The 21,792-nt window shown below is 73.3% G+C and carries 33 protein-coding genes; 16 read left to right on the top strand and 17 right to left on the bottom strand.

Translation table 11 applies throughout. The annotated features are described in order from the left end of the window. Positions 1-249: 249 nt before the first annotated feature. From ACZ7GX_RS32980 to ACZ7GX_RS32970, 3 genes are all read right to left on the bottom strand, one after another. On the bottom strand, positions 250-528 hold the full coding sequence (locus ACZ7GX_RS32980; RefSeq protein ID WP_498782459.1) for a DUF7336 domain-containing protein: 279 nt from the start codon (positions 526-528) through the stop codon (positions 250-252). A 37-nt stretch (positions 529-565) separates the two neighbouring features. Continuing rightward, positions 566-964 carry a hypothetical protein gene (locus ACZ7GX_RS32975; RefSeq protein ID WP_498782457.1) on the bottom strand — a complete coding sequence of 133 codons (399 nt, stop codon included), beginning with the start codon at positions 962-964 and terminating at the stop codon, positions 566-568. A gap of 63 nt (positions 965-1,027) precedes the next feature. Continuing rightward, the gene (locus ACZ7GX_RS32970) at positions 1,028-1,858 is read right to left on the bottom strand and encodes a class I SAM-dependent methyltransferase (RefSeq protein ID WP_498782455.1); all 831 of its coding nucleotides are present in this window, start codon (positions 1,856-1,858) and stop codon (positions 1,028-1,030) included. 85 nt (positions 1,859-1,943) lie between these two features. Between ACZ7GX_RS32970 and rnhA the strand changes: the two genes are divergently transcribed. Beyond that, the gene (gene rnhA / locus ACZ7GX_RS32965) at positions 1,944-2,429 is read left to right on the top strand and encodes a ribonuclease HI (protein WP_498782453.1); all 486 of its coding nucleotides are present in this window, start codon (positions 1,944-1,946) and stop codon (positions 2,427-2,429) included. Here the strand turns inward: rnhA and ACZ7GX_RS32960 are convergent. The 6 genes from ACZ7GX_RS32960 to ACZ7GX_RS32935 all read right to left on the bottom strand — a co-directional run bounded on the left by ACZ7GX_RS32960 (position 2,385) and on the right by ACZ7GX_RS32935 (position 6,736). Next, entirely contained in the window at positions 2,385-2,870 is a 486-nt protein-coding gene (locus ACZ7GX_RS32960; RefSeq protein ID WP_498782451.1) for a hypothetical protein, read from the bottom strand. The genes rnhA and ACZ7GX_RS32960 overlap by 45 nt on opposite strands. A gap of 14 nt (positions 2,871-2,884) precedes the next feature. Further along, the gene (locus ACZ7GX_RS32955; protein ID WP_498782449.1) at positions 2,885-3,274 is read right to left on the bottom strand and encodes a hypothetical protein; all 390 of its coding nucleotides are present in this window, start codon (positions 3,272-3,274) and stop codon (positions 2,885-2,887) included. 147 nt (positions 3,275-3,421) lie between these two features. Beyond that, positions 3,422-4,027 (bottom strand): response regulator, encoded by a 606-nt coding sequence (locus tag ACZ7GX_RS32950; RefSeq protein WP_498782447.1) that lies wholly within the window; start codon positions 4,025-4,027, stop codon positions 3,422-3,424. After that, the gene (locus ACZ7GX_RS32945; protein ID WP_498782445.1) at positions 4,024-5,118 is read right to left on the bottom strand and encodes a sensor histidine kinase; all 1,095 of its coding nucleotides are present in this window, start codon (positions 5,116-5,118) and stop codon (positions 4,024-4,026) included. The genes ACZ7GX_RS32950 and ACZ7GX_RS32945 overlap by 4 nt, the downstream gene beginning before the upstream one ends. A 7-nt stretch (positions 5,119-5,125) precedes the next feature. Beyond that, on the bottom strand, positions 5,126-5,515 hold the full coding sequence (locus ACZ7GX_RS32940) for a hypothetical protein (protein ID WP_498782443.1): 390 nt from the start codon (positions 5,513-5,515) through the stop codon (positions 5,126-5,128). A gap of 87 nt (positions 5,516-5,602) precedes the next feature. Further along, entirely contained in the window at positions 5,603-6,736 is a 1,134-nt protein-coding gene (locus ACZ7GX_RS32935; protein ID WP_498782441.1) for an aminotransferase-like domain-containing protein, read from the bottom strand. Positions 6,737-6,884: 148 nt separating this feature from the next. On the opposite strand from ACZ7GX_RS32935, the gene ACZ7GX_RS32930 reads away from it, so the two are divergent. Beyond that, on the top strand, positions 6,885-7,211 hold the full coding sequence (locus ACZ7GX_RS32930; RefSeq protein WP_498782439.1) for an ArsR/SmtB family transcription factor: 327 nt from the start codon (positions 6,885-6,887) through the stop codon (positions 7,209-7,211). Next, positions 7,208-8,056 (top strand): SRPBCC family protein, encoded by an 849-nt coding sequence (locus ACZ7GX_RS32925; RefSeq protein WP_498782437.1) that lies wholly within the window; start codon positions 7,208-7,210, stop codon positions 8,054-8,056. Before ACZ7GX_RS32930 ends, ACZ7GX_RS32925 begins: the two co-directional genes overlap by 4 nt. Here the strand turns inward: ACZ7GX_RS32925 and ACZ7GX_RS32920 are convergent. After that, complete coding sequence (locus ACZ7GX_RS32920; protein WP_498782435.1) at positions 8,044-8,877, bottom strand: ADP-ribosylglycohydrolase family protein; 834 nt, start codon at positions 8,875-8,877, stop codon at positions 8,044-8,046. The two genes, ACZ7GX_RS32925 and ACZ7GX_RS32920, sit on opposite strands and share 13 nt — an antisense overlap. Positions 8,878-9,009: 132 nt before the next feature. On the opposite strand from ACZ7GX_RS32920, the gene ACZ7GX_RS32915 reads away from it, so the two are divergent. Continuing rightward, the gene (locus tag ACZ7GX_RS32915; RefSeq protein ID WP_498782433.1) at positions 9,010-9,720 is read left to right on the top strand and encodes a S1 family peptidase; all 711 of its coding nucleotides are present in this window, start codon (positions 9,010-9,012) and stop codon (positions 9,718-9,720) included. 22 nt (positions 9,721-9,742) lie between these two features. Here ACZ7GX_RS32915 and ACZ7GX_RS32910 read toward each other — a convergent pair whose 3' ends face one another. Further along, a complete protein-coding gene (locus ACZ7GX_RS32910) occupies positions 9,743-10,648 on the bottom strand; it encodes a LysR family transcriptional regulator (RefSeq protein ID WP_498782431.1) in 906 nt (301 codons plus the stop codon). A gap of 113 nt (positions 10,649-10,761) precedes the next feature. Between ACZ7GX_RS32910 and ACZ7GX_RS32905 the strand changes: the two genes are divergently transcribed. Further along, complete coding sequence (locus ACZ7GX_RS32905) at positions 10,762-11,424, top strand: type 1 glutamine amidotransferase domain-containing protein (protein ID WP_498782429.1); 663 nt, start codon at positions 10,762-10,764, stop codon at positions 11,422-11,424. Here the strand turns inward: ACZ7GX_RS32905 and ACZ7GX_RS32900 are convergent. After that, positions 11,376-11,780, bottom strand: coding sequence for a winged helix-turn-helix transcriptional regulator (locus ACZ7GX_RS32900; protein ID WP_498782427.1), 405 nt, complete (start codon positions 11,778-11,780; stop codon positions 11,376-11,378). The genes ACZ7GX_RS32905 and ACZ7GX_RS32900 overlap by 49 nt on opposite strands. Positions 11,781-11,828: 48 nt before the next feature. Between ACZ7GX_RS32900 and ACZ7GX_RS32895 the strand changes: the two genes are divergently transcribed. Next, entirely contained in the window at positions 11,829-12,626 is a 798-nt protein-coding gene (locus ACZ7GX_RS32895; protein WP_498782425.1) for an SDR family NAD(P)-dependent oxidoreductase, read from the top strand. Here the strand turns inward: ACZ7GX_RS32895 and ACZ7GX_RS32890 are convergent. The 3 genes from ACZ7GX_RS32890 to ACZ7GX_RS32880 form a co-directional block, all read right to left on the bottom strand. After that, complete coding sequence (locus ACZ7GX_RS32890; protein WP_498782423.1) at positions 12,607-12,729, bottom strand: hypothetical protein; 123 nt, start codon at positions 12,727-12,729, stop codon at positions 12,607-12,609. The genes ACZ7GX_RS32895 and ACZ7GX_RS32890 overlap by 20 nt on opposite strands. 344 nt (positions 12,730-13,073) lie before the next feature. After that, on the bottom strand, positions 13,074-13,631 hold the full coding sequence (locus tag ACZ7GX_RS32885; RefSeq protein ID WP_498782421.1) for a dihydrofolate reductase family protein: 558 nt from the start codon (positions 13,629-13,631) through the stop codon (positions 13,074-13,076). Further along, positions 13,628-14,665, bottom strand: coding sequence for a DNA polymerase IV (locus ACZ7GX_RS32880; RefSeq protein ID WP_498782419.1), 1,038 nt, complete (start codon positions 14,663-14,665; stop codon positions 13,628-13,630). The genes ACZ7GX_RS32885 and ACZ7GX_RS32880 overlap by 4 nt, the downstream gene beginning before the upstream one ends. A gap of 31 nt (positions 14,666-14,696) precedes the next feature. Here ACZ7GX_RS32880 and ACZ7GX_RS32875 point away from each other — a divergent pair, with 31 nt between their 5' ends. The 5 genes from ACZ7GX_RS32875 (at position 14,697) to ACZ7GX_RS32855 (ending at position 16,831) form a co-directional block, all read left to right on the top strand. Then, positions 14,697-15,104 carry a helix-turn-helix transcriptional regulator gene (locus ACZ7GX_RS32875; protein WP_498782417.1) on the top strand — a complete coding sequence of 136 codons (408 nt, stop codon included), beginning with the start codon at positions 14,697-14,699 and terminating at the stop codon, positions 15,102-15,104. Between the two features lie 22 nt (positions 15,105-15,126). Next, positions 15,127-15,537 (top strand): VOC family protein, encoded by a 411-nt coding sequence (locus ACZ7GX_RS32870; RefSeq protein WP_498782415.1) that lies wholly within the window; start codon positions 15,127-15,129, stop codon positions 15,535-15,537. 44 nt (positions 15,538-15,581) lie between these two features. After that, complete coding sequence (locus ACZ7GX_RS32865; protein ID WP_498782413.1) at positions 15,582-16,028, top strand: DUF309 domain-containing protein; 447 nt, start codon at positions 15,582-15,584, stop codon at positions 16,026-16,028. Between the two features lie 129 nt (positions 16,029-16,157). After that, entirely contained in the window at positions 16,158-16,340 is a 183-nt protein-coding gene (locus tag ACZ7GX_RS32860) for a hypothetical protein (protein WP_053722518.1), read from the top strand. A gap of 53 nt (positions 16,341-16,393) precedes the next feature. Beyond that, complete coding sequence (locus ACZ7GX_RS32855) at positions 16,394-16,831, top strand: SRPBCC family protein (RefSeq protein WP_498782410.1); 438 nt, start codon at positions 16,394-16,396, stop codon at positions 16,829-16,831. Positions 16,832-16,858: 27 nt separating this feature from the next. On the opposite strand, the gene ACZ7GX_RS32850 is transcribed toward ACZ7GX_RS32855, so the two are convergent. Further along, positions 16,859-17,089: a hypothetical protein gene (locus ACZ7GX_RS32850; RefSeq protein WP_498782408.1), complete on the bottom strand. Its 231-nt coding sequence runs from the start codon at positions 17,087-17,089 to the stop codon at positions 16,859-16,861. A gap of 114 nt (positions 17,090-17,203) precedes the next feature. Between ACZ7GX_RS32850 and ACZ7GX_RS32845 the strand changes: the two genes are divergently transcribed. Next, a complete protein-coding gene (locus ACZ7GX_RS32845) occupies positions 17,204-17,956 on the top strand; it encodes an EI24 domain-containing protein (RefSeq protein ID WP_498782543.1) in 753 nt (250 codons plus the stop codon). On the opposite strand, the gene ACZ7GX_RS32840 is transcribed toward ACZ7GX_RS32845, so the two are convergent. Beyond that, a complete protein-coding gene (locus ACZ7GX_RS32840; protein ID WP_498782406.1) occupies positions 17,949-19,880 on the bottom strand; it encodes a beta-propeller domain-containing protein in 1,932 nt (643 codons plus the stop codon). The genes ACZ7GX_RS32845 and ACZ7GX_RS32840 overlap by 8 nt on opposite strands. A 159-nt stretch (positions 19,881-20,039) precedes the next feature. On the opposite strand from ACZ7GX_RS32840, the gene ACZ7GX_RS32835 reads away from it, so the two are divergent. From ACZ7GX_RS32835 to ACZ7GX_RS32820, 4 genes are all read left to right on the top strand, one after another. Then, positions 20,040-20,414, top strand: coding sequence for an FKBP-type peptidyl-prolyl cis-trans isomerase (locus ACZ7GX_RS32835; RefSeq protein ID WP_230572641.1), 375 nt, complete (start codon positions 20,040-20,042; stop codon positions 20,412-20,414). 129 nt (positions 20,415-20,543) lie between these two features. Further along, a complete protein-coding gene (locus ACZ7GX_RS32830) occupies positions 20,544-21,104 on the top strand; it encodes a YbaB/EbfC family nucleoid-associated protein (RefSeq protein WP_498782404.1) in 561 nt (186 codons plus the stop codon). A 21-nt stretch (positions 21,105-21,125) separates the two neighbouring features. Continuing rightward, positions 21,126-21,428: a type VII secretion target gene (locus ACZ7GX_RS32825; RefSeq protein ID WP_498782402.1), complete on the top strand. Its 303-nt coding sequence runs from the start codon at positions 21,126-21,128 to the stop codon at positions 21,426-21,428. 113 nt (positions 21,429-21,541) lie between these two features. Further along, the coding region (locus tag ACZ7GX_RS32820; protein WP_498782400.1) for a hypothetical protein at positions 21,542-21,792 on the top strand (251 nt) is incomplete at its 3' end.

Below are 21,792 nucleotides of genomic sequence, written 5' to 3'. Positions count from 1 at the left end.
CCAGAAGGACACGCATGGTTGCCCGGCCCGAGCGGAGTCGACACGGCACGCTTGTGACCAGACCAGGTGTACTGCCCGTCCGCGGGACGCGGCTGCCTGCTCGCCCGGCGGCCTCGTCTCGCGGACGGAGTCACAGGGGGAGCGCCCCGCACCGCTCCCAAGATCGGCAATGCGGTCGACGTCGAGGCCAAGGCGAAGGACACCGTGACTGCGGGGACTTCCGGGGACTGGCGGCGGCCCCGCCCGTGGTCACTCGACGATCGTGATGAACCCATCGGTCCACGCGTCCTGGTCGATCTCGTGCGGGTCGACCAGGAAGCAGTCCGGCTCGTCGGCGAAGCCGGGCGTCGACTTCGCGCGCTCGATCCGCTCCCGGGCGCGGCTCTCCGTCGAGTAGACGCCCAACAACTTCAGGTTGTCGCCGTCCCACTCGTCCCAGGTCAGCTCGCCGTCCTCGTCGACGTGCTCGACCGGGGAGCCGTCGAGGTTCCGGGCGTGGCGGACGTGCCAGAGCAGGAAGACTTCCACGCACCCGACTGTACGAGGACGAGCCCCGGGCGCGTGGCTACTCGTCGTGGGCCGCGGTGGGGCGGGCGAACACGTCCTCCGGGAGGAAGCAGCCGTAGTCCTGCAACGGCTGCGGCTCGTCCAGGACGAGCTCCTGGACGCGGCCGGCGGGTGACAGGCCGTCCGGGCGGTCCGGGACGCGAACGCCGGGCAGTGGCGGGCGGCCGGCGCGGGAGGACTCGGGGACGAGGTCGCCGTCGCGGTCGATCAACGCGTACGCGGCGTCGGTGACGTCGGCGACCGCCTCGGCCACCTCGGCGTCGGTGAGGCCCGGGTTCAGCTCCCGGTAGGCCGCCCGCGCGGCGGCCATGAACCGCTCCGGGTCGACCACCACGACGTCCCGGCGGGTCCGCACGCTGATCGTCATCCCGGCCACGGGGCTGCTCGGTTCGTCCACCCCGCCGAGCCTAGGTGCGAGCGGCGGGATCGAGGTGGGGATCCGCGGGGCCCGCCGACCAGGTCACCGCCGCCCGGTCAGCACGGTGACGCGGACGTGTTCGGTGAACGGCGCGTGCGGCTCCAACGCGTCGCGGACCAGGTCGGTGAACGCCTCGCGGTCCGCGGGCAGCCGGTCCACGGGCAGCGCCGAGAGGACACCGCCCACAATGGACTCCAGGTCCAGGGTGTCGGTGTAGTCGACGCCGCGCACGTCGACCCGGAACCCGGCCGCGGCCAGGCTTTCCCGGTACCGCGCCTGGCTCTCCTCGTCGGTGCCGCACGCGCTGCCGGCGGGCGTGCCCAGCCACTGCTCCAGGCACTCGCGCAACGCCCGCGACCAGTCCTCGTCCTGCAACCACAGGGGCGTGCCGTTGGTCAGCACCGCCACCCCACCGCCGGGCCTGACCAGCGGGTGCACCGCCCGGAACAGCTCGTCGTGCCGCATCCAGTGCAGCGCCTGGCCGATCGTGACCACGCCGACCGACCCGTCGCCGAGCACCGCGCGCAACGCGGGCACGTCCGCGTCCGTCCCGACCACCCACGCCAGGTTCGCGGCGTCCCGCTCCTCCCCCGCGCGGCGGCCGTGCGCCAGCATGTCCGGCTCCGGGTCGACGCCGATCACGGCGCGGACCCGGGCCGCCAGCGGCACGGTCACCTGGCCCGTGCCGCAGCCGAGGTCCACCGCGACGTCGTCCGGTGTCAGCCCGAACACCTCTACCACCGCGTCGAACACCGCCGGCGGGTACCCCCGCCGGTAGCGGTGGTAGAACTCGGCCACGTCACCCCGGAATCCCTGCGCCATGCCGGACAGCGTGCCCACGGCCGTCGTCCGGGCGAAAGCGATTGCGCTCACGGCGGAACAACCACCACCTCCCGGGTGACGTCCCGCCGCACAAGCCGTGTCCCGGCCTGCTCGAACCGGTCGGTATGTTCCCCGCATGGAGCAGGTGGTGGAGATCTACACCGACGGCGCGTGCAGCGGCAACCCCGGACCGGGCGGGTGGGGCGCGGTGCTGCGGTACGGGTCGCACGAGCGCGACCTGTTCGGCGGGGAGTCGTCGGCCACCACCAACAACCGCATGGAGCTGATGGCGCCGATCCGCGCGTTGGAGACCTTGAAGCGGCCGTCGGTGGTGCGGATCTACACCGACAGCACGTACGTCCGCAACGGCGTGCTGTCGTGGATGACCAAGTGGAAGGCCAACGGCTGGCTGACCTCGGGCAGGCAGCCGGTCAAGAACGTCGACCTGTGGCAGCGCCTCGACGCCGCCACCACGCCCCACGAGGTCGAGTGGCACTGGGTGAAGGGCCACGCCGGGCACCCGGAGAACGAACGCGCGGACCGGCTGGCGGTCCGCGGCGTCCGGGCGGCGATGGAGTCAGATCTGCGGGCAGACGTCGTACATGATGCGGAACAGGCGTGAGGACTCCGGGGACTGCTCCGGCGGCAGGTCGAAGTAGCCCTTGGCGGCCTCGACGCACCGGGTGAGCAGGTCGTGCTCGGTGGACAGGGTGGACTCCCGGGACCGGTTGGTCTCCAGGGTCGCGTCGGCCTCCTCCTGCTTGCCCGACACGTCGGCGAGCGTGCGCTCCTGGTCGGCCCTGGTGGCCGCGAGCGCGTTGCGGTCGGCGCGTTCGCCCAGGTAGAGGACGGTGAACAAGCCCGCCACGATGGCGAACACGGCGGCCAGCGCGGTCAGCGCGACGATCGGCGCCCGGCCGGGGCGCGCGGGTGGCGGAGGCGTCGGCTGGTGCTGCATCGACACGCCGTTCGGCGGGGTCGGCGGCGTCGGCGCGAATGAGGTCGGCGCAGTCGGGTTCGACGAGGGCGGCGTGAACGCCTGGTCGGGTTCTGGCGTGGTCATGTCGGCTCCCCGGCTCAGCAGTTGTCCGAGGCGCGGTCGACGGCGGGCCCGAGGGCCGCGTCATCGTCGTCCCGCGCCGCGATGATCGAGTCCCTGGCCGGGTCGGCGCACTTGTGCAGCTCGGCGTTCTGCGCCTCCAGCGTGGAGATCCGACCGATGACGGTGTCGTTGGCCGACTCGGTCTCCTCCAGCCGCTCCTCGGCCTCGGCGAGCGACCGGCTGGTCTGGTCCAGGCGCTGGACCTCCAGGCCGTGCTCCTCCTTCGCCCCGACGAACAGCACGATCGCCAGCACGGACGCGCCGACCAGGACCACGGTGAGCAGGCCCAGCAGCACGACGGCGGCACGTGGCCGGGGCCGCGGCGGTGGTGGCGGTGACGGGATCGACAGCGCGTGGTCGGTCATGTGGCCCCCTTTTCCCTTGAGATGCCACGAAAGTAGGGAGGGGGCGGGCGCCGGCCAAGCCTCGGGCCGCCGGAAACTTCCGCTACCTGCCGGGGACGGCGCGCAACCCGTCCCCGGACCGGGCCGGTCCGGGGATCCGGGGGCGTTTCAGAACCAGCCGTTGTCGTGCGCGGTGACGTAGGCCTCCGACCGGCTCGCCGCGCCGAGCTTCGCGACCGCCGCGGCCAGGTAGTTGCGCACCGTCCCGGCGGACAAGTGCGTGCGGCGCGCGATCACCGCCACCGGTGTGTCGTACTCCGCCAGCCGCAGCACCTCCAGCTCACGCGGCGTCAACGGGCACGGCGGCGTGGTCAGCGCGTCCGCCGCCAGCTCCGGGTCGACGTACCGGGCGCCGCCGTGCACCTGCCGGATCACGTCGGCCAGCGTGCCGCCCGGCGACCCCTTCGGCAGGAAGCCCTTCGCCCCGGCCGACAACGCGCGGTGCAGGTGGGGCGGCTTGCCGCGCCCGGTCAGGATCACCACCGCGCACCCCGGCAAGGCCGACGCCAGCGACGCGGTCACCTCGAACCCGTCCAGCTCCGGCATCTGCAGGTCGACCACGGCCACGTCGGGCCGGTGCGCCAACGCCGCGCGCACCGCCTCCCGGCCGTCACCGGCCTGCGCCACGACCTCGAGGTCCGGCTCCAGCCCGAGCAACGCCGCCACCGCGACGCGGATCAGCTCCTCGTCGTCGGCCAGCAGCACGCGTATCACGTCCGCACGGTCGCCACCAGCGTGAACACCCCGTCCTCCTCCCCCGTGCGCACCGTCCCGCCCACCCGGGCCAGCCGCTCGGCCAGCCCGCTCAACCCCGACCCGCGCGCCCCGTCGGAAGCACCGCCGGAACCGCTGCCGGAAGCGCCGTCGTTCGCCACGGTCAGCCGCACCTCGTCGGCGCCCGCCACCACGTCGACCGAGCACCACCGCGCCCGGCTGTGCCGCAGCACGTTCGTCCCCGCCTCCCGCAACGCCCACGACAGCTCGCGCGCCGCCGCGGGCAACTCCGCCGGAACCGACACGGTGCACCGCACCCCGGCCGAGGTCAACACCTGCTCGATCGCCGACGCCTGCTCGGCCAGCTCCACGGTCCGGTACCCGCGCACGGCCTCCCGCAGCTCCGACAACGCCGCCGACGCCAGCGCGCGCACCTCGTCCGCCTCCGCACCGGCCCGCTCACCGTCCACGAGCGCCAGCCGCGACGCCAGCTCCGCCTTCAGCGCGATCACGGTCAACCGGTGCCCCAGCAGGTCGTGCACGTCCCGGGCGAACCGCAGCCGCTCCTCGATCACCGCCAGCCGCGCCCGCGCCTCACGCCCCCGCTGCGCCTGCACGACCAGGTCCCACAACCACACCGGCAGCACGTGCATCAGCGCCAACCCGACACCGACACCACCGGCGACCACCAACGCCCGCACCGGGTCCGGCGACACCACCACCGCCACCGCTACCACAAGGGGGGCCACCGCCCACGACCGCCGCCGCACCAGCACCGGGGCCGTGCCGACGAGCGCCGCGCCGACCCACGCCCACGTGTCCCACCGCCCCACCGCCACGGGCGCCAGCAACGGCACCGACAGCAGCGACACCGCCACGAACGCCACGTCCCACCGGCCCCGCGCCACACCCGGCGTCACGGCCGCGTAGAGCACGCCGGCGTGCGCGGCGGCGAACAGCACCACGCCGACCAGCCCCGCCACCACCCAGGCGGGCCGGGTCTCCAGCAGCACGCCGACACCCGGCCCGGCCAGGCTGGTCGACCAGGCCACACCCAGCGACACGAGCGTGAGCACCCTCGCCTGTCGCATCACGCGCTCACCATGCCAGCGACACGCCGACGAACGCGTCGACCACCGCGCACGCCAGCGCGTACCAGGTCGGCACGACGAGGTTGGCGCGGAAGTGCGCGAGGTCCCAGCCGGCGTGCGCCAACCAGCCCGCCGCGACCAGGTACCGGCCGACCCCGGGGTCCACCAGCAGGGCGATCCCGGCCACCGCGCCGAACCCGACCACGCCCGCCACCTGCGCCCACACCAGCCGGGTGCGGCGCACCTCGCCGCGCAGCAGCCCCGCGACCAGGTAGACCAACGCGCACGCGACCAGTCCCCACGTGCCGAAACCGGTCCAGTCGTCGTCGCCGTCGGCCACGATCGCGATGCCCAGCGCCGTCGAGATCACCAAGGAGAGGATCGAAGAACGTTTCATGGCAACCACGTTGGGGCCGGCCGCGCACAAGCCCCACCCCCGCGGTGTCACCGGGAACCCGTGCGGATCGCACGGTCCGACCATGCGCTACCGCAGCACGGTCGCCAGCCTCCGCATCCCCTCCACGATCTCGTCCGCCGTGTTGGTGGTGAACGACAGCCGCAGCGTCGACCGGTCCGGCGTGGTCGCGTAGAACGGCGCGCCCGGCACGAACGCCACGTCCCGCGCCAACGCCGCCGTGATCAGCGACGACGTGTCCACCCCGCCGGGCAGCGCCACCCACACGAACATCCCGCCGTCCGGGTCGCTCCACCGGGCGCCCGCGGGCACGGTCGACGGCAGCGCGCCGATCATCGCGTCCCGCCGCTCCCGGTAGGCCGCGCACAGGCCCCGGATGTGCTCGTCGAGGTCGTTCGCCTTCAGGTACGCCGCCGCCGCGGCCTGGTCGACGGTGGACGTGTGCAGGTCCGCCGCCTGCTTCACGATCACCAGCGTGCGCATGATCGACGCGGGCGCGCGCAGCCAGCCCAGCCGCATGCCCGGCGCGCCGACCTTGGAGAAGCTGCCCGCGTACAGCACGCGGTCGCTCATCGAGGCCAGCGGCGGCACGGGCTCGCCCCGGTAGCGCAGCTCGCTGTACGGGTCGTCCTCGACGACCCACAGGCCGTGCCGGTCGGCCAGCGCGGCGATCTCGGCCCGCCGCCGCGCGCTCAACGTCCGGCCGGTCGGGTTCGCGAAGGTCGGCACCAGGTACAGCAGCTCCGGCCGGTCCCGCTCGATCACCTCGGCCAGCGCGGCCGGGTCCATGCCGTGCTCGTCGCCCGCGACGGGCACGATCCGCGCGTCGGCGAGCTGGAAGCACTGCAACGCGGCCAGGTAGGTCGGCTCCTCCACCGCCACGACCGCGCCCGGCTCCAGCAGGGCGGTCACGACCAGCGTCAACGCCTGCTGCGAGCCGGACGTGACCAGCAGGTCCTCCACCGCGGTCGGCAGGCCGCGCCGGGTCAGCCGGTCGGCGACCAGGCCGCGCAGGTCCACATCGCCCTCGGTGGGCGCGTACTGGAGGGAACGGCGGGACACGGCCTGGTCGAACGCCGTGCGCAGGCCGTCGACGTCGAACAGCTCGGGCGCGGGCAGGCCGCCCGCGAACGAGATGACCTCGGGCCGGGAGGTGAGGGCGAGCAGGTCGCGGACCGGCGAGCCGGCGAACGTGCGCGGCATGGAAGGGCTCCTCGAAGGTCGAGCGGAAGGGTTCACGCGGTTGTGCCACGCATGAGGTAGGCCGCACTGGGGTCGAGGCGCCGAACCCATCCTACCTTTCCGACCCCTCGGTTGACAGCGCATATGCCGATCGGGCTATATTCCTGTCATGGCATCTACGTTCGCCGTGCTCGCCGACCCGCACCGGCGCCGGATCCTCGACGTGCTGCGCGGGGGCGAGCGACCGGTCAACGACCTGGTCGACGGGCTGTCGGTGAGCCAGCCGACGGTGTCCAAGCACCTGAAGGTGCTGCGCGAGGCCGGGCTGGTCGAGGTCAGGCGGGACGCCCAGCGCCGGCTCTACCGGCTGCGGCCGGGGCCGTTGGCCGAGGTCGACGCCTGGCTCGCGCCGTACCGGCGGATGTGGGAGGACAGCCTGGACGCGCTGGAACGGCGGCTGGACGCGATCGACGGGACGGACGGGAGGGACTCGTGAGCACCGAGTTGAGGAGGATCGACGGCAAGCCCGTGCTGAGGTTCGAACGGGTGCTGGCGCACCCGCCCGCCTTGGTGTGGCGGGCGGTCACCGAGCCCGCCGAGCTGGCGCACTGGTTCCCGGCGGCGGTGGCGATCGACGGCCGGGAGATCACGTTCTCCTTCCCCGACCAGGTCACCACCGGCGAGGTGCTGGAGTCCGACCCGCCGAAGGTGTTCGCGTTCCGCTGGAACACCGACGTGCTGCGGTTCGAGCTGCTGCCGCACGAGCGCGGCTGCCTGCTGGTGTTCACGCACGTCCTCGGCGACGAGCACGGCGCCGGGCGCAACGCCGCCGGCTGGGACACCTGCCTCGCGGGCCTGGAGGCGCGGCTCGACGACCGCCCGTTCGAGCCGCCGACGGACGTGCGCGGCCCGATGGAGCACTACATCCGCGAGTTCGGGCTGGACGAGGGCCGGGTGGACGACGGCGTGGTGCGGTTCGTCCGCGACCTCGTCTGGCGCCCGCTGGAGGAGGTGTGGGCGCTGCTCACCGACGGCGAGGAGGGCGTGCCCGCCCGCGCGGCCAACCCGCAAGTGCCAGCCGGCCCGCTGGTCGAGCGGACGCCGCCGCGCGTGCTGGCGTTCGACTCGCCGACCGGCCGGGTGCGCTGGGAGTTCCGGCACGACCCCGACCAGGGCACGACGGTCGAGCTGACGCACGCGCTGGCCGACCCGGCGTTCGCCCCGCGGGCGCTCGCGGCCTGGCACGCGCACCTGGAGCTGTTCTTCGCCGCCACGTTCGGCGACGTCCGCCCGTGGCCGGAGGAGCGGGTCGCCGAACTCCTCGGCCGCTACAGCAGCTGAGCGTCCACCCGGGCCAGGTGGTCGCGGCCGTACGGCCCGTTCTCCAGCCCGTCCACCAGCGCCCGGGGCAGGTCGGCGCGGATCTCGGCGGACCGCGACGCGGCGGCCAGCGCGACGGTCGCGACCGTGTCCACGTCGCCGGTGAAGGCCACGCACGCCCGCAGCACCGAGCTCAGCGAGCCGCCGTCGGCCAACGCGGTCAGCGCCGCGCGCACGCTCATCACGCCCTTCGACCCGACCTTGCCCCGCCACGGCCGCGCCCACGCGTCGGAGCCGAGGCGCGCGGCGATCCACGTGCCGACCTCCGCCACCGGACCGAGCCCGTGGTGGCAGTAGTGCACGGCCAACGCCGCCGCCCGCGCCGACGCCACGCCGTCCGGCGTGTCGTGGGTGACCTTGGCCTGCACGTCGGTGTGGTGCAGCACGTCGGCCACGGTGGGCAGCAGCCCGGCCGGCGCGGCGCGCATCGCCGCGCCGCTCTTGTCGCTGTCGGGCCGGATGCGGGCCAGGAACTCCGCGCCGGAGTGCACGCTCTCCAGGAAAGCCTGGAAACCCCGCGCGTAGCCCTCGCGCGGGTCGCGGTGGAACGCGGTCACGAACGCCGACGCCACCGACTCGGACGTCCACGGCGCGCCGGAGACCCGCAACTCCGCCAACGCCAGCGTCAGCTGCGTGTCGTCGGTGTACGCGCCGGGGCGAATGCCGAGGTGCCGCGGGTGCCGCACGTACCCCGCAAGGGTGTTGTGGCTGGTCACGAGCGATGCCGGGGCGTACTCGAAGCCCGCGCCGTACGCGTCCCCGATGGCCAGTTCGACGAGCATGACGCACACCGTATAGCGCGCGTTATGACTGTTTCGAGATATCCCTTTTCACCCGTTCGAGTGGTACGAATCTCGTGACCCAAGACACCCCTGTGCGCGAGGAATCGCGTGTCTTCGGAATCGAGGAAACCCTTGCGAATCACCAGGTTGATCCCTGCGCTCGCGGCCGCGTTGCTCTCCCTGCTCGCCCTGGCGCCGTCGGCGTCGGCCGCGCCGGCGGCGGAGGGCGGCGTGACGCCGTACATCATCGGCGGCGGCTACGCGAGCAACGCGCCGTGGGCGGCCCGGCTGTTCTCCAACGGCAGGCAGACGTGCACCGCGACGATCATCGCGCCCACGTGGATCCTGACCGCGAAGCACTGCGTCAGCGGCGGCGGGCTGTCGTTCCGCATCGGCAGCCTCGACCAGACCTCCGGCGGCACGATGGCCAACGGCGTGCAGACCCACAACCACTCGTCGGACCTCTCGCTGGTCCGGCTCGACCGCTCCGTGTCCGCGACCTACGCCCGCCTCGGCCAGCCCGGTTCGGTCACCGTCGGCCAGAACGTGCAGGTCTACGGCTGGGGCGCGACGTCCCGGTGCGGCTCGGAGATCAACTGCCAGTCGCAGTACCTGAAGGTCGCGAACGTGACCGTCACCGGCGGCTGCACCGACGCCTACGGCGGCAGCGCGATCTGCGCCCGGCGCGGCGACGGCATCACCGCGGGCGGCGACTCGGGCGGCCCGATGATGGCCGGCGGCGTGCAGGTGGGCGTCGCGTCCACCAGCGACCGGCAGACCACCACCGCCTACACCAACGTGACGCGCTACCGGTCCTGGATCCAGTCCATCGCCGGCGTCTGACCCCCCGCGCGGGACCGGGGCGTCACAGCACGCCCCAGTCCCGCGCGCGGGCCATCAGGTGGCCGTGCACCAGCGCCACCGACGGGTTCGCCAACCCGCCGACCCGGGTGGCCAGGAACAGCGTGTTCAACGGCGGCACGACCGCCTGGTGCGCCAGTTCCACCGACCCCGCCGCCAGCGCCGGGTCGGCCAGGTACCGCGGCAGCGCCGACACGCCGGCCCCCGCGACCACGGCCGCCAGCACCGCCCGCAGGTCCGGCACCACCACCGCGACCGGGTTGGGCGGGCGGCGGCCGAACTCGCTGCGCCAGTACCGCCGCACGATCGGCAGCTCCTCCGCGTACGCGACCAGCGGGAGGTGCGCCAACGCGCGCACGGGGTCGGACGCCAGCAGCGCGCGGTCGATCGTGCGCACCAGCGTCGGCGCGCCGACCAGCACGAACTCCTCGTCCACGAACGGCGTCGCGACCACCGCCCGGTCCGCGGGGCGCACCGCGGACACCACCAGGTCCAGCCTCGCGTTGACCAGCGCGGCGAGCAGGTCGTCGGCCAGGCCGAGGGTGATCCTCAGCCGCAGCCCGCGCGCGGTCAGCGGCGCCAGCGCCGGCAGCACCCGCGCGGCCACCACCTCCACCGCGCCCGCCAGGTGCACGGTGCCCGCGTACGCCTCCCGGTCGTCCACTTCGGACAGCGCCGAGCGCAGCTCGTCCACGTGCGCGCCGACCCGGCGGGCCAGCGCGTCGGCGCGCGCGGTCGGCGTGACGCCGCGGCTGGAGCGCACGAACAGCGGCTCGCCCAGCTCCCGCTCCAGCCGGGCGAGGTGGCCGCTGACCGCCGGCTGGGTCAGGCCGCGGCGCTGGGCGGCGGCGGTCAGCGAGCCGGACCGGTAGATCTCCACGAACGTGGACAGCAGGTCTAGGTCCGCCATCGCAACTCCAGAGCTATAAGAAGACTTATGGCCGGCCGCACGCTACCGGATGAAACGTGATGGGGTGGTCGTTGTCCGAGCAGTACAGCGACTTCTCGAGAGGGATGAAACGGATGAGCAGGGTTCTCGTGGTCGTCTCGGCGGCCGACCGGCTGGTGCTGGCCGACGGGTCGAGCCACCCCACCGGGTTCTGGGCGGAGGAAGTGGTCGAGTCGGTGCGCGTGCTGCGGGACGCGGGCGTGCGGGTGGACATCGCCACCCCGGGCGGCGCGCGGCCCACCGTGGACGCGGTCAGCGTGACCGAGGAGTTCGGCGCCTACCTGGCGTCCATCGACGACGAGCTGGCGGCGCCGCTGCGGCTGGCGGACGTCGACGTGGCCGACTACGACGGCGTGCTGCTGCCCGGCGGGCACGGCCCGATGGCGGACCTCGCGTCCGACGCGGACCTCGGTCGGCTGCTGGTGGCGTTCGACGAGGCGGGCAAGGTCGTCGGCGCGCTGTGCCACGGCCCGGCCGGGCTGCTGTCCGCGGTGCGCGAGGACGGCTCGTTCGCGTTCGCCGGGCGGCGGCTGACCGTGTTCACCGACGAGGAGGAGCGCCAAGGCGGCTTGGCCGTGCCGTACTTGGTGGAGGCGCGGCTGCGCGAGCTCGGCGCGGTCCCGCAGACCGGTCCGGCGTGGTCCAGCACGGTCGTCGTGGACGGCAACCTGGTCACCGGCCAGAACCCTCAGTCCAGTGTGGACACCGCGCGGCGGGTGCTGGAAGCGTTGTCGTAGGCCGAACGCGCGGCCTCGATCTCGTCCTCGTGCCGCAGCGCCCACCGTCCCAAGGGGACGACGAGGTCCAGCAGGGAGCGGCCGAGCGCGGTCGCCGCGTACGTGACGCCGGCGGCCTTGCCCGGCCGCACGTCCCGGCTGACGAGGCCGTCGCGCTCGAGGTTGCGCAGGGTGCGGGTGAGGATGCGGCGGCTCAGCCCGTGCACCGCGCGGTCCAGCTCGTTGAAGCCGTAGGGCCGTTCGGCGAGCAGGGCCAGCAGCAGCAGGCTCCACTTGTCGCCGACCCGGGCCAGCAGGCCGGACACCGAGCAGGCGGCGCGGTCGGCGACCGTGACCGGCGCGGGGACCAGTGACATGGATGTGCCTTCTTCCGGGTCGTCGCGGTGCGCACCAGGCTTCAGGTTATGGCGAACGCGGTGATCACGGGCGGCACGAACGGCATCGGCCGGGCCCTGGCGGAACGGCTCGCGAGCGAGGGGCACCGCGTCGCGGTCGTGGGCCGGTCGGCCGCCGCGCCGGACGGGGTCGAGCTGATTCGAGGCGACCTCGGCACGGTCGCCGGCACGGCCGCGGTGGCCGACGAGGTGGCGGCCCGGTTCGACGTGGTCGACCACCTCGTGCTCGGCGCGGGCCGCTTCACCCCGCGCCGCGTGGTCACCGCCGACGGCTTGGAGCACTCGTTCGCGCTCTACGCGGTGAGCCGGTTCGCGCTGGTGGAACGGTTGCTGCCGGTGCTGGAGCGCTCCGCCGCGCCGGTGGTGGTGAGCCTGTGCGGCGTGGCCGGGCTGCGCGGACCGGGCATCCAGTGGGACGACCTCGCGCTCAGCCGCGGGTTCCGGGCGTTCGGGGCGGTCAGCCAGGGCGCGCGGGCCGCCGACCTGCTCGGCGCGGGGTTCGCGGACCGCCACCCGGGCAGCGCGGTGCGGTACGTCCTGCACAACCCGATGTTCGTGGACAGCGGGCTCGGCGCGCAGGTCGGCGGTGCGCGCGGCCGGGCGCTGGACCTGGTGGCCCGCCTGTTCGCCCGGTCGACGGCCGACGCGGCGGACCAGGTCCACCGGTTCCTGGCGGACCCACCCGCCGCCGCCTTCACCGCCTCGCGCGCGGGCGCGCCGGTCGACCTGGCCAGGCCCGAGTTCGACCGGACCGCCGCCGCCCGGCTCTACGCCGTGCTGGAGGACATCACCGCCTCGGCGCGGTGACGCGGAACGACGGCGAGCCGCCGACCTGCTGCAACGTGGTGGTCAACGCGGAGGCCGCGCCCTGCTCCTCATCGGCCACTCCGGACGAGGCGGCCACGAACATCGCCGGGAACCGTGTCCCGGTATCCGGAAGCTCCGATCACGACCCTGGGCGGGGATCACCATGGCGTCTGAGGTGTCGGTCGGGCTTCGCATCAAGCAGCACCGAACATCGGCCTTCACCAAGGCAACACGGAATACAGCCAGTGCAGGGACTGGCTGGAAAGCCGAGCGCGCCGACGTCCGGCGGCGCCACGTACACGATGCTGTCGTCCATGGCCACGACGAACTGGGCAAACGCCGGCAATGAGGCGAGCCCGGCACGGGGGCGTGTCGGGCTCGCCGCGGTGTCCACGAGCCGGGCAAGATCTACCGCGACCTCATCTCGTCGCTCGACCTGGACCGAGGTCACCTGAGCACGCGGAACCGCAGGTGCAGGACGTCGTCCGCCTCGACGGCCTCGATCCGCTCCAGCTCGGCGGGCGGGAGGCCGTCCAGCAGCCGCGAGCCCCCGCCGAGCAGCACGGGCACCAGCTGGAGCCGGATCTCGTCGACCAACCCGGCGCGCAGCACGTGCCCCGCCGACTCCGCGGCCGCCATGACCAGCACGTCCTTGTCCCCCGCCGCCGCACGGGCCTGGGCGATCGCGCTCTCCGGGCCGTCGGTGACGAACGTGAACGCCGCCGACTTCATCGCCAGCGGCGCGCGCCGCTCGTGCGTGAGCACGAAGCTCGGCACCGGGAACGGCGTGTCCTGCCAGTACTTCAGCCCCAGGTCGAACGTCCGCCTGCCCAGCACGACCGCGCCGACCGTCGCCGCGAACGGCGCGTCACCGTCCGACCCCTCGGCGAACATCCACTCGTGCAGCCGCTCGCCGCCCTCGCCCATCGGGTGCTCCTCGCCCACGTTGGGCCCGGCGCTGTAGCCGTCGAGCGACACCGAGCCGTTCAGCACGACCTTCGTCACGGTGCTCCTCCAGCGAACTCGACGCGCACCCCCAGCAGGCGCACGGCACGTGTGTCCTCGAATCTTGCCAACGCCGCCACGGCCGCGTCCTCGATCGGCCCGGGTTCCATCGTCGGCTCCGCCAGCGACACGCCCCGCGTGTAGGTGAAGAACGGCACGAACCGCACCTTCACCACCACCCGGACCGCGGGCCGCCCTTCCGCCCGCACGTCCTCGACCACCCGCCGCGCGAGCAGCCGGACCTCCTCCCGGATCCGGTCCGGCTCGGTCAGGTCCCGCTGGAACGTCGTCTCCCGGCTGCGCGACTTGGCCACCCACGGCGTCGCGGTCACGTCCGTGTCGCCGGCGCCCAGCGCCAGCTGCCGGAAGTGCGGCCCCATCGCCGGCCCGAACCGCGCCGCCAGCACCTCCGGCTCGGTCCGCGCCAACTCCTCGACCGTGCCGACGCCCAGCTCGGCGAGCTTGGCCGCGGTCCGCGACCCGATGCCCCACAACGCGGTCACCGGCCGTCCGGCCATCACCTCGACCCAGTTGTCCCTGGTCAGCCGGTACACCCCGGCGGGCTTGGCGAACCCGGTGGCGAGCTTGGCGCGCAGCTTGTTGTCGCCGATGCCGACCGAGCACTCCAGCCCGGTCTCCGCCTTGACCGCGCGGCGCGCGGTGTCGGCCAGCGCCTCCGGGTCGTCGGTGCGCGCGCCGAGGAACGCCTCGTCCCAGCCGAGCACCTCGACCACCACGGGCAGCTCCCGCAGCACGTCCATCACGTGCGCGGACACCTCTTCGTACGCGGGCGCGTCGGACGGCAGGAACACCGCGTCCGGGCAGCGCTTCTTCGCCAGCCGCAACGGCATCCCCGAGTGGACGCCGAACTCCCTCGCCTCGTAGGACGCGGTGGCCACGACGGCGCGCTGCGTCGGGTCGCCTGCTCCGCCGACGACCACGGGCCTGCCGCGCAACTCGGGCCGGCGCGCCACCTCGACCGCCGCGATGAACTGGTCGAGGTCGACGTGCAGGACCCAGTCCGATCCGGACACCACGCCAGTATCGCCGTGGGAGGCTGTCACCGTGCGACCGGAAGAACTGGCCCACCTGCGCCGGGCACGGGACCTGATGGACCGCGAGTACGCCCGTCCGCTGGACGTGCCGGCGATGGCGCGCGCCGCGCTGATGTCGCCGTCCCACTTCGCCCGGCAGTTCAAGCTGGCCTACGGCGAGACGCCGTACAACTACCTGATGACCAGGCGCGTCGAACGCGCGAAAGCCCTGCTGCGCCGCGGCGACCTCAGCGTCACCGACGTGTGCATGGAGGTCGGCTGCACGTCGCTCGGCTCGTTCAGCTCGCGGTTCACCGAACTGGTCGGCGAGACGCCCAGCGCCTACCGGGCGCGCCGCCACGACGAGGTCGCCGCGGTGCCCGCGTGCTGGTCCAAAATGGTCACCCGCCCGAGCAGATCTCGAGAAGCACGAGTCTGACCAGCGCGGATAGGTTCCCCGCATGAGCATGAAGATCTCGCACACGTTCCTGCAGGTCCGCGACCAGCAAGAGGCGCTCGCCTTCTACCGCGACGTGATCGGCCTCGAAGTGCGCACCGACGCGCCGATCGAGCAGTTCCGCTGGCTGTCGGTCGGCCCGGCCGGCCAGCCCGACGTGGAGATCGTCCTGGAGGACCCGCGCATGGGCCGGCCGGCGGACGACGCGGCCGCGATGACGGAGCTGATGGCCAAGGGCTCCCTGGGCGCGGCGATCTTCCGGGTCGACGACTGCGACGCCACGTTCGAGCGGCTCCGGGCGGCGGGCGCGGAGGTCATGCAGGAGCCGATGGACCAGGCGTACGGGGTGCGCGACTGCGCGTTCCGCGACCCGTCGGGCAACCACCTGCGGTTCTCCGGGCCGCTCAAGAGCTGAACCGCGCCGTTTCGCGGTGACGGGGTTCGTGACACGATCACCACGTGCCGACCAGCCCACGCGACCGCGACGAGCAGGGCCGGGCCCGCAACGCGCGCCCGCGCGACGGGCTCGGCCGCCCGCTGCCCTACGGGCTGCCGGGCGTCGAGCGCCAGCCCGAAGGCGTGCCGCGCACGCCCGAGGAGTCGCTCGTCGAAGCACAGCGCCTGCTCGACCTCGGCCGGCCGTTCCACGCGCACGAAGTGCTGGAGGACGCGTGGAAGGCCGCGCCCGAGCCCGAGCGGGAGCTGTGGCGCGGCTTGGCGCAACTGGCCGTGGGCATGACCCACGCCGCGCGCGGCAACGCGTCGGGCGCTTCGGCGCTGCTGAGCCGCGGCGCGCGCAACATCACCCCCTACCGCGACGACCCGCCGCACGGGGTGGACGTGGCGGGCCTGGTCGCCTGGGCGGCGTCGGGCGACGGCGTGCCGCGGCTGGCCAAGGATTCGTGACGAACTGATCACGCTCGGCTGCCGCCGTGCCGTTGACCTGTCCGGACCGCGAAGTGCGGCCGAACGCGCGCTTGGCGGACCCCGCCGCGGGGTAACTGGTGGTCACCCACCTCACCAGGGAGGTTTCCCGTGTTAGCGATCATCGCCGCGGTCATCTTCGGCCTCGCCCTCCTGCTGGACCTCGCGAACGCCTCGCTCGGCTCCGTCCTGGACGGCGGCACGCTGCTCGTGGCGGGCCTGCTGTGCGTGGCGTTGCACCTGGCCGGCGTCGGCGCCGGCGCGCGGGCGTTGAGCTTCCGCCGCCGTCGCTAGGAGAGCACGGCCCTCGCCGGGTGCGGGGGCCGTCCCGGATGGACAATCGGCGCGTGGACGTGTCCGCGCGCCGATTGATCAACCAGCCGCCCGAGGTCGTGGCGCGGTACGCGATGGACTGGCGGCACGACCACGAGTGGACGCGCGGCATCAAGCGCGCCGAGCTGAGCGCGCCCGCGCCCGGCGGCGGGTTCGGCGTCGGCGCGGAGGTCACGCGCACCGCGCACTTCCTCGGCAGGCGCATCGACTACGTGCTGCGGGTGGTGGCGCACGAGCCGCCGACGCTGCTGGAGATGAAGTCGGTCGCCGGGCCGTTCCCGATGCACGTCACCTACCGGTTCGACACCGCCCACGCGGGCGCGACGATGGCGTCCATCCGCGTCCGCGGTGACGCGGGCCGGCACTACCGGCTGGTCGGCCCGCTCGTGGCGCGGTTCGTCCGCGCCAACCTCCGCAAGGACCTCCACGCCCTCTCCCGCCACGTCGGCTGACGACGACGGCGGCCCGACGACGACGGTTCAGCGGTGCGGTGGCGGCGCCGTGAGCAGGCACGCCACGCAGGGCATTCCCTCCGGTTCCGGCAGCAGCTCGGCCATGTCCAGGTCGAGCTGTTCCCCGCAGAGGGTCAGCAGGGTCGACCGCGTGCCGTCGTCGGGCAACGGCGCCAGGTGGCAGCTCCGCTCCCACTCGCCGACGAGGTCCGCGCGCTTGCGCACGAGCAGGACGGGCTCGGTGTGATCCAGTGCCATGACGAAACGTCCTCTCCCCAGAGACCCTCAGTCTGGCACCGCTCCCAGAACGGCGCGACCACCGTTTTTCGACTTCACGGGCCCCACGGTGGATATGCTCCGCCGGTGATCAGGGTGCTGCGGGACTTCTCGACCGGTGTCGGACTGCTCGGCCAGGGCTTCTCGCTGGTGTTCCGCTCGCCGAAACTGCTGCTCATCGGCGCCGTCCCGGCGTTGATCACGACCGTGCTGCTGGTCGGCGGCCTGGTCGGGCTCGCGGTGTGGATCGACGAGATCGCCGCCTGGGTCACGCCGTTCGCCGACGACTGGAACGAGGGCCTGCGCGCGGCCACCCGGTTCGCCGCCGGGTTCTCGATCATCGGCGCGTTCGTCGCGATCGGACTGCTGCTGTTCACCGCGATCACGCTGATCATCGGCGGACCGTTCTACGAGCACATCGCGGAGACCGTCGAGGACACGCACCTCGGCGGCGTGCCCGAGGCGGAGCAGGTGACCTGGCTGCGGTCGGCGGCGGTCGGCGTGCGGGACGCGATCGTGCTCGTCGGCATCGCGATCCTGCTGGCCATCCCGCTGTTCGCCGCCGGGTTCATCCCGGTCGTCGGGCAGACGGTGGTGCCGGTGGTCGCGGTGCTCGTCAACGCGTCGCTGCTGGCGATCGAGCTGACCGGCATCCCGTTCACCCGGCGCGGCCTCAAGCTCGACGTGCGCCGGCGGACGCTGCGCAAGCGGCGCGCCGTCACGCTCGGCTTCGCCGTGCCGACCTACCTGCTGTGCCTGATCCCGTTGGCGGCGCTGGTGGTGCTGCCGGCGGCGATGGCAGGCGGCACGGTCCTCGCGCACCGCCTGCTCCACGACCAGATCAGGTGAACGGCACCCACGCCTGCCGCGCCAACCCGTCGATCCGGTCCACGCCCACGCCCACGGCGGACACCGTCCACAGGTCGTCGCCGATCACCAGCGCCCGGCGGATGCCCGGGTCGTAGGTCGACTGCTCGTGCCGGACCGTGCCCAGCGCGGACAACGCGCCGTCACCGAGCCGCAGCACCAGCAGGCCGCCCGCCGCCGACCCGCTCGCGCCCGACCCGAACACCGGCAGCACCACCAGGTCGCGGGCCGGCCAGTACAGGAACGCGTGCGGGTCGAACTCGACCTCCGAGCTCGCGCCGGGCAGGTGGTGGCCCGCGAGCTTGGCCGGCGCGGCCGGGTTCGACACGTCGAACAGCGACACCTGCGTGCCGGTGACGCGGCCCTGCGCCGTGGCCTCCTGGCCGACGCCGATCAGCTTCCCGTCACCGGCGGGGTGCAGGTACGCCGAGTAGCCGGTGATCTTCAGCTCGCCGACCTTGCGCGGCGCCGCCGGGTCGGACAGGTCCAGCGTGTAGAGCGGGTCGACCTGCCGGAACGTCACCACGTACCCGACCGGCCCGGCGAACCGGACGCTGTAGATCCGCTCGCCGACGCCGAGCCCGTCGACCTTGCCGACCTCCACGAGCGTCGCGCCGTCCCGCTTGAGCACGGTGACCGCGCTCTGCGTGGCGGGCGCCTGCTCGGGGATGCCCGGCGCGTCACCGGAGGTCGTCGCCACCCGGAGGTGACCCTGGTGCTCGGACAGCGAGTACTGGTTGAGCAGCGTGCCCGCGACCCGCCCGGACGCGACGTGCTTCGGCGGGCCCGGCTGCGACACGTCGAACTGGTGGATCGCCGTGGTCGCGGGCGTGGTCGGCGCGAAGCGCGTCATCGGCCGCAGGTGGTGGTCGTCGGCCACGTACAGCGACGTGCCCGTGCCGTACACGGTGTCGCCGTCGGCCATGATCGTCACCGCGTCGCCATTGCCCAGCTCGCCCGGGAAGTCGAACGTCAGCACGGACAGCATCGACGTGGCCGAGTGCTGCTCGGGGTGGCTGACCCGGTCGCACGCGACCAGCGTGCCCTCCGAGCGCGAGCCGTCCGCGTCGGACAGCTCGTAGCGCGGCAGCCACGACTCGATCGGCGCGGTGGCGACGAGTTCCCGGTTCGCGATCAGGGACTCCGCCTCGCTGCGGTCGTTCGTCGGGTACACCCAGGGCAGCCGCGGCCCCGAGTGCACGACCACCCGCACCACGCCGCCGACCTGGCGCGCGTCGACGTACCGGCCGTCCACGGTGAGCGTGCCCAGCACGCGCGGCGCGGCGGACAGGTCGACCAACGTCACCGACGAGTCCTCGGCGTACACCTCCGTCGGGCCGTCGAACTCGATTCCGCGGCCCGCGATGCCGTGCCCGGCGCCGATGAGGAACGCGCGGTCATCGTGCAGCAGCAGTTGGGAGGCGTGGCCGCCCGGCACGTCGAGCGTGCCGGTGAGCTGCCGGGTGGCCACGTCCAGCACCCGCAGCTTGCCGTCGGCCACCGTCACGACCCGCTTGCCGTCGGTCTTGACCAGGTCCGGCTCGTCGACGCCCGCCTCGTGCGCGTTCGTCTTGGAGTGCTCGGGCACGGCGGCGGCGTCACGGGGCGGGCTGCCCGCACGGGAGTCCGCCTGGCTCTCCATCGCGACGTCGCCGTCGGTCTTGGCCAGGAACGTGCGGCCACCCACCCCGTGCGCGCCGACGTGCGGCGAGATCGCCTCGCGCAGCTCGGCCAGCGCGGTGTCGCACGTGTCGAACGCCACCAGCTCCACCGGCACGGCTTCGATCGGCGGCACGATCCGCCAGTCCTCCGCCTCGGTGGGCACGGCGGAGGCCGCGCTCACCCCCACCACCAGTGCCGCGCCGCCGAACAGCGCCGCACGCGTACCCCAGGACCGTCGCCTCATGCACCCAGGACGGGACGGACGGGGCAAAAGGTTGCGCGGCGGCGGTCACGGTCCGGGCGTAGGCCGATCGGCTGCACCCGGGGCGACATGATTGAGTAGGGCAGGACCGATTGCCCAACGCCCTCGCGTCCGGGGGCGGAGCGACCACAGGAGAGTCAAATGGCCCCGAGCAAGCCCGAGGTCGAGCCGTACGAGGGCGCCCCGCCCGCCGACCTGGTGATCGAGGACATCACCGTCGGCGACGGGCCCGAGGCGGCCCCCGGTCAGCTCGTGCACGTGCACTACGTCGGTGTGTCGCACTCGACCGGCGAGCAGTTCGACGCCTCCTGGGACCGCGGCGAGGCGTTCAGCTTCCCGCTGGGCGGGGGTCGCGTCATCGCCGGCTGGGACCGCGGTGTCGCGGGCATGAAGGTCGGCGGCCGGCGCAAGCTGGTCATCCCGGCGCACCTGGGCTACGGCGACCGCGGCGCGGGCGGCGTGATCAAGCCCGGCGAGACGCTGATCTTCGTGGTGGACCTGCTCGGCGTGAACTAGTGCCGGCACGGCCCGGTTGCGCCCCCTGCTCCGTTCGGAGCATTTGACCCGGGGGCGGAACCGGGCCGTTCACCATTGCGTCATCCTGAGTGGACCAACCGCACGTCATCTTCGAGGGGGAGAGCCGTCGTGCCCGAGGACATCGGCGCGTCCGAGCGGATGCTCAGCCAGTGGCAGCAGAGCATCGAGCAGAAGGCCGAGCGCTACCAGGAGATGGCCGCCCGCGTGCAGGGCATGACCATCTCCGAGGCCTCGCGCGACGGCTCGGTCAAGCTCACCATCGGCTCGAACGGCATCCTGACCCACCTGGAGATCGCCGAGTCCGCGCGGGACAAGCGGATGGCCGAGGTGTCGGCCGAGGTGATGAGGACGTTGCAACGCGCGCAGGCGCGCATCCCGGAACTGCTCCAGCAGGCCATGGCCGAGACCATCGGCACGCAGGACGAGACGGCCAACGTGCTGTTCAACGAGGCCAAGCGCAACTTCCCCACCCCGCCGCACGAAGAGCCCGTGCCGCCGCCGGTGGGCCGTGAGATGCGCTTCGGGATCGAGGACGACGACACGCCCCCGCCGCCCGCCACGCGTCCCGGACCGCCGGCCACGCCACCGCCCACCCCGCCGCCCGCGCGCAGGCCCGCGCGCCGTCCGGACGAGGACGACGACTTCGGCGGACAGTCCTTCCTTTCCTGACCAGCCTTCCAGGGGGATCACATGGCCGGTTTCGAGATCGTCGCGGAAACGCTCGAGGCGCACAGCAAGCAACTGGACGACCTGGGCGCGCGGCTGCAGGGCGCGGTGGACGCGGCGAAGACCGTGAGCATGCCGACCGACGCCTACGGCATCATCTGCCAGCCGTTCCGGATGATGCTCGACCCCGTCGAGCAGTACGGGCTGGACGCCCTCCAGGGTGCCGTGGAGGCCATGGACGCCGCCGGCAAGGCGGTCAAGGACACCGTCAACCAGTACCGGGAGATGGAAGAGGCGATCCGGGACAGCTTCAAGGCCGGTGACTGATGGCGGGCGAGAACCCCTTAGTCGAGGCGCCGCCGGCGGAGTCGGGTTCGTTCTTCAACGCGGGTACCGGTGACAACGGGTGGGCGACCGGTATTTCCATCGCGGAGTCGGCGATGGACACGTTCAACGGGATCAAGGACGGCAACTGGGTCGAGGCCGGCCTGGGCATGGTCGGGTTGGCGGCGGACGCGGCGGCGATGGCGATCGACCCGTTCGGCACGTTGCTGTCCTCGGCGGCGTCGTTCCTGATGGAGCACATGCAGCCGTTGAAGGAGATGCTGGACTGGCTGGCCGGGAACCCGCCGGTGATCGAGTCGTACTCCACGACGTGGAACAACGTCGCCGAGGAGCTCGGGAAGATCGC

Source organism: Actinosynnema sp. NPDC037264 (genome assembly GCF_055603705.1).
This window is presented reverse-complemented; position numbering and strand designations above follow the sequence as displayed.

Coding starts and splice junctions, on each gene's coding strand:
- rnhA (WP_498782453.1), top strand. CDS start 1,944: ATGGAGCAGGTGGTGGAGATCTACACCGACGGCGCGTGCAGCGGCAAC.
- ACZ7GX_RS32960 (WP_498782451.1), bottom strand. CDS start 2,870: ATGACCACGCCAGAACCCGACCAGGCGTTCACGCCGCCCTCGTCGAAC.
- ACZ7GX_RS32955 (WP_498782449.1), bottom strand. CDS start 3,274: ATGACCGACCACGCGCTGTCGATCCCGTCACCGCCACCACCGCCGCGG.
- ACZ7GX_RS32945 (WP_498782445.1), bottom strand. CDS start 5,118: ATGCGACAGGCGAGGGTGCTCACGCTCGTGTCGCTGGGTGTGGCCTGG.
- ACZ7GX_RS32940 (WP_498782443.1), bottom strand. CDS start 5,515: ATGAAACGTTCTTCGATCCTCTCCTTGGTGATCTCGACGGCGCTGGGC.
- ACZ7GX_RS32935 (WP_498782441.1), bottom strand. CDS start 6,736: ATGCCGCGCACGTTCGCCGGCTCGCCGGTCCGCGACCTGCTCGCCCTC.
- ACZ7GX_RS32930 (WP_498782439.1), top strand. CDS start 6,885: ATGGCATCTACGTTCGCCGTGCTCGCCGACCCGCACCGGCGCCGGATC.
- ACZ7GX_RS32920 (WP_498782435.1), bottom strand. CDS start 8,877: ATGCTCGTCGAACTGGCCATCGGGGACGCGTACGGCGCGGGCTTCGAG.
- ACZ7GX_RS32910 (WP_498782431.1), bottom strand. CDS start 10,648: ATGGCGGACCTAGACCTGCTGTCCACGTTCGTGGAGATCTACCGGTCC.
- ACZ7GX_RS32905 (WP_498782429.1), top strand. CDS start 10,762: ATGAGCAGGGTTCTCGTGGTCGTCTCGGCGGCCGACCGGCTGGTGCTG.
- ACZ7GX_RS32900 (WP_498782427.1), bottom strand. CDS start 11,780: ATGTCACTGGTCCCCGCGCCGGTCACGGTCGCCGACCGCGCCGCCTGC.
- ACZ7GX_RS32895 (WP_498782425.1), top strand. CDS start 11,829: ATGGCGAACGCGGTGATCACGGGCGGCACGAACGGCATCGGCCGGGCC.
- ACZ7GX_RS32890 (WP_498782423.1), bottom strand. CDS start 12,729: ATGTTCGTGGCCGCCTCGTCCGGAGTGGCCGATGAGGAGCAGGGCGCG.
- ACZ7GX_RS32870 (WP_498782415.1), top strand. CDS start 15,127: ATGAGCATGAAGATCTCGCACACGTTCCTGCAGGTCCGCGACCAGCAA.
- ACZ7GX_RS32850 (WP_498782408.1), bottom strand. CDS start 17,089: ATGGCACTGGATCACACCGAGCCCGTCCTGCTCGTGCGCAAGCGCGCG.
- ACZ7GX_RS32840 (WP_498782406.1), bottom strand. CDS start 19,880: ATGAGGCGACGGTCCTGGGGTACGCGTGCGGCGCTGTTCGGCGGCGCG.
- ACZ7GX_RS32835 (WP_230572641.1), top strand. CDS start 20,040: ATGGCCCCGAGCAAGCCCGAGGTCGAGCCGTACGAGGGCGCCCCGCCC.
- ACZ7GX_RS32825 (WP_498782402.1), top strand. CDS start 21,126: ATGGCCGGTTTCGAGATCGTCGCGGAAACGCTCGAGGCGCACAGCAAG.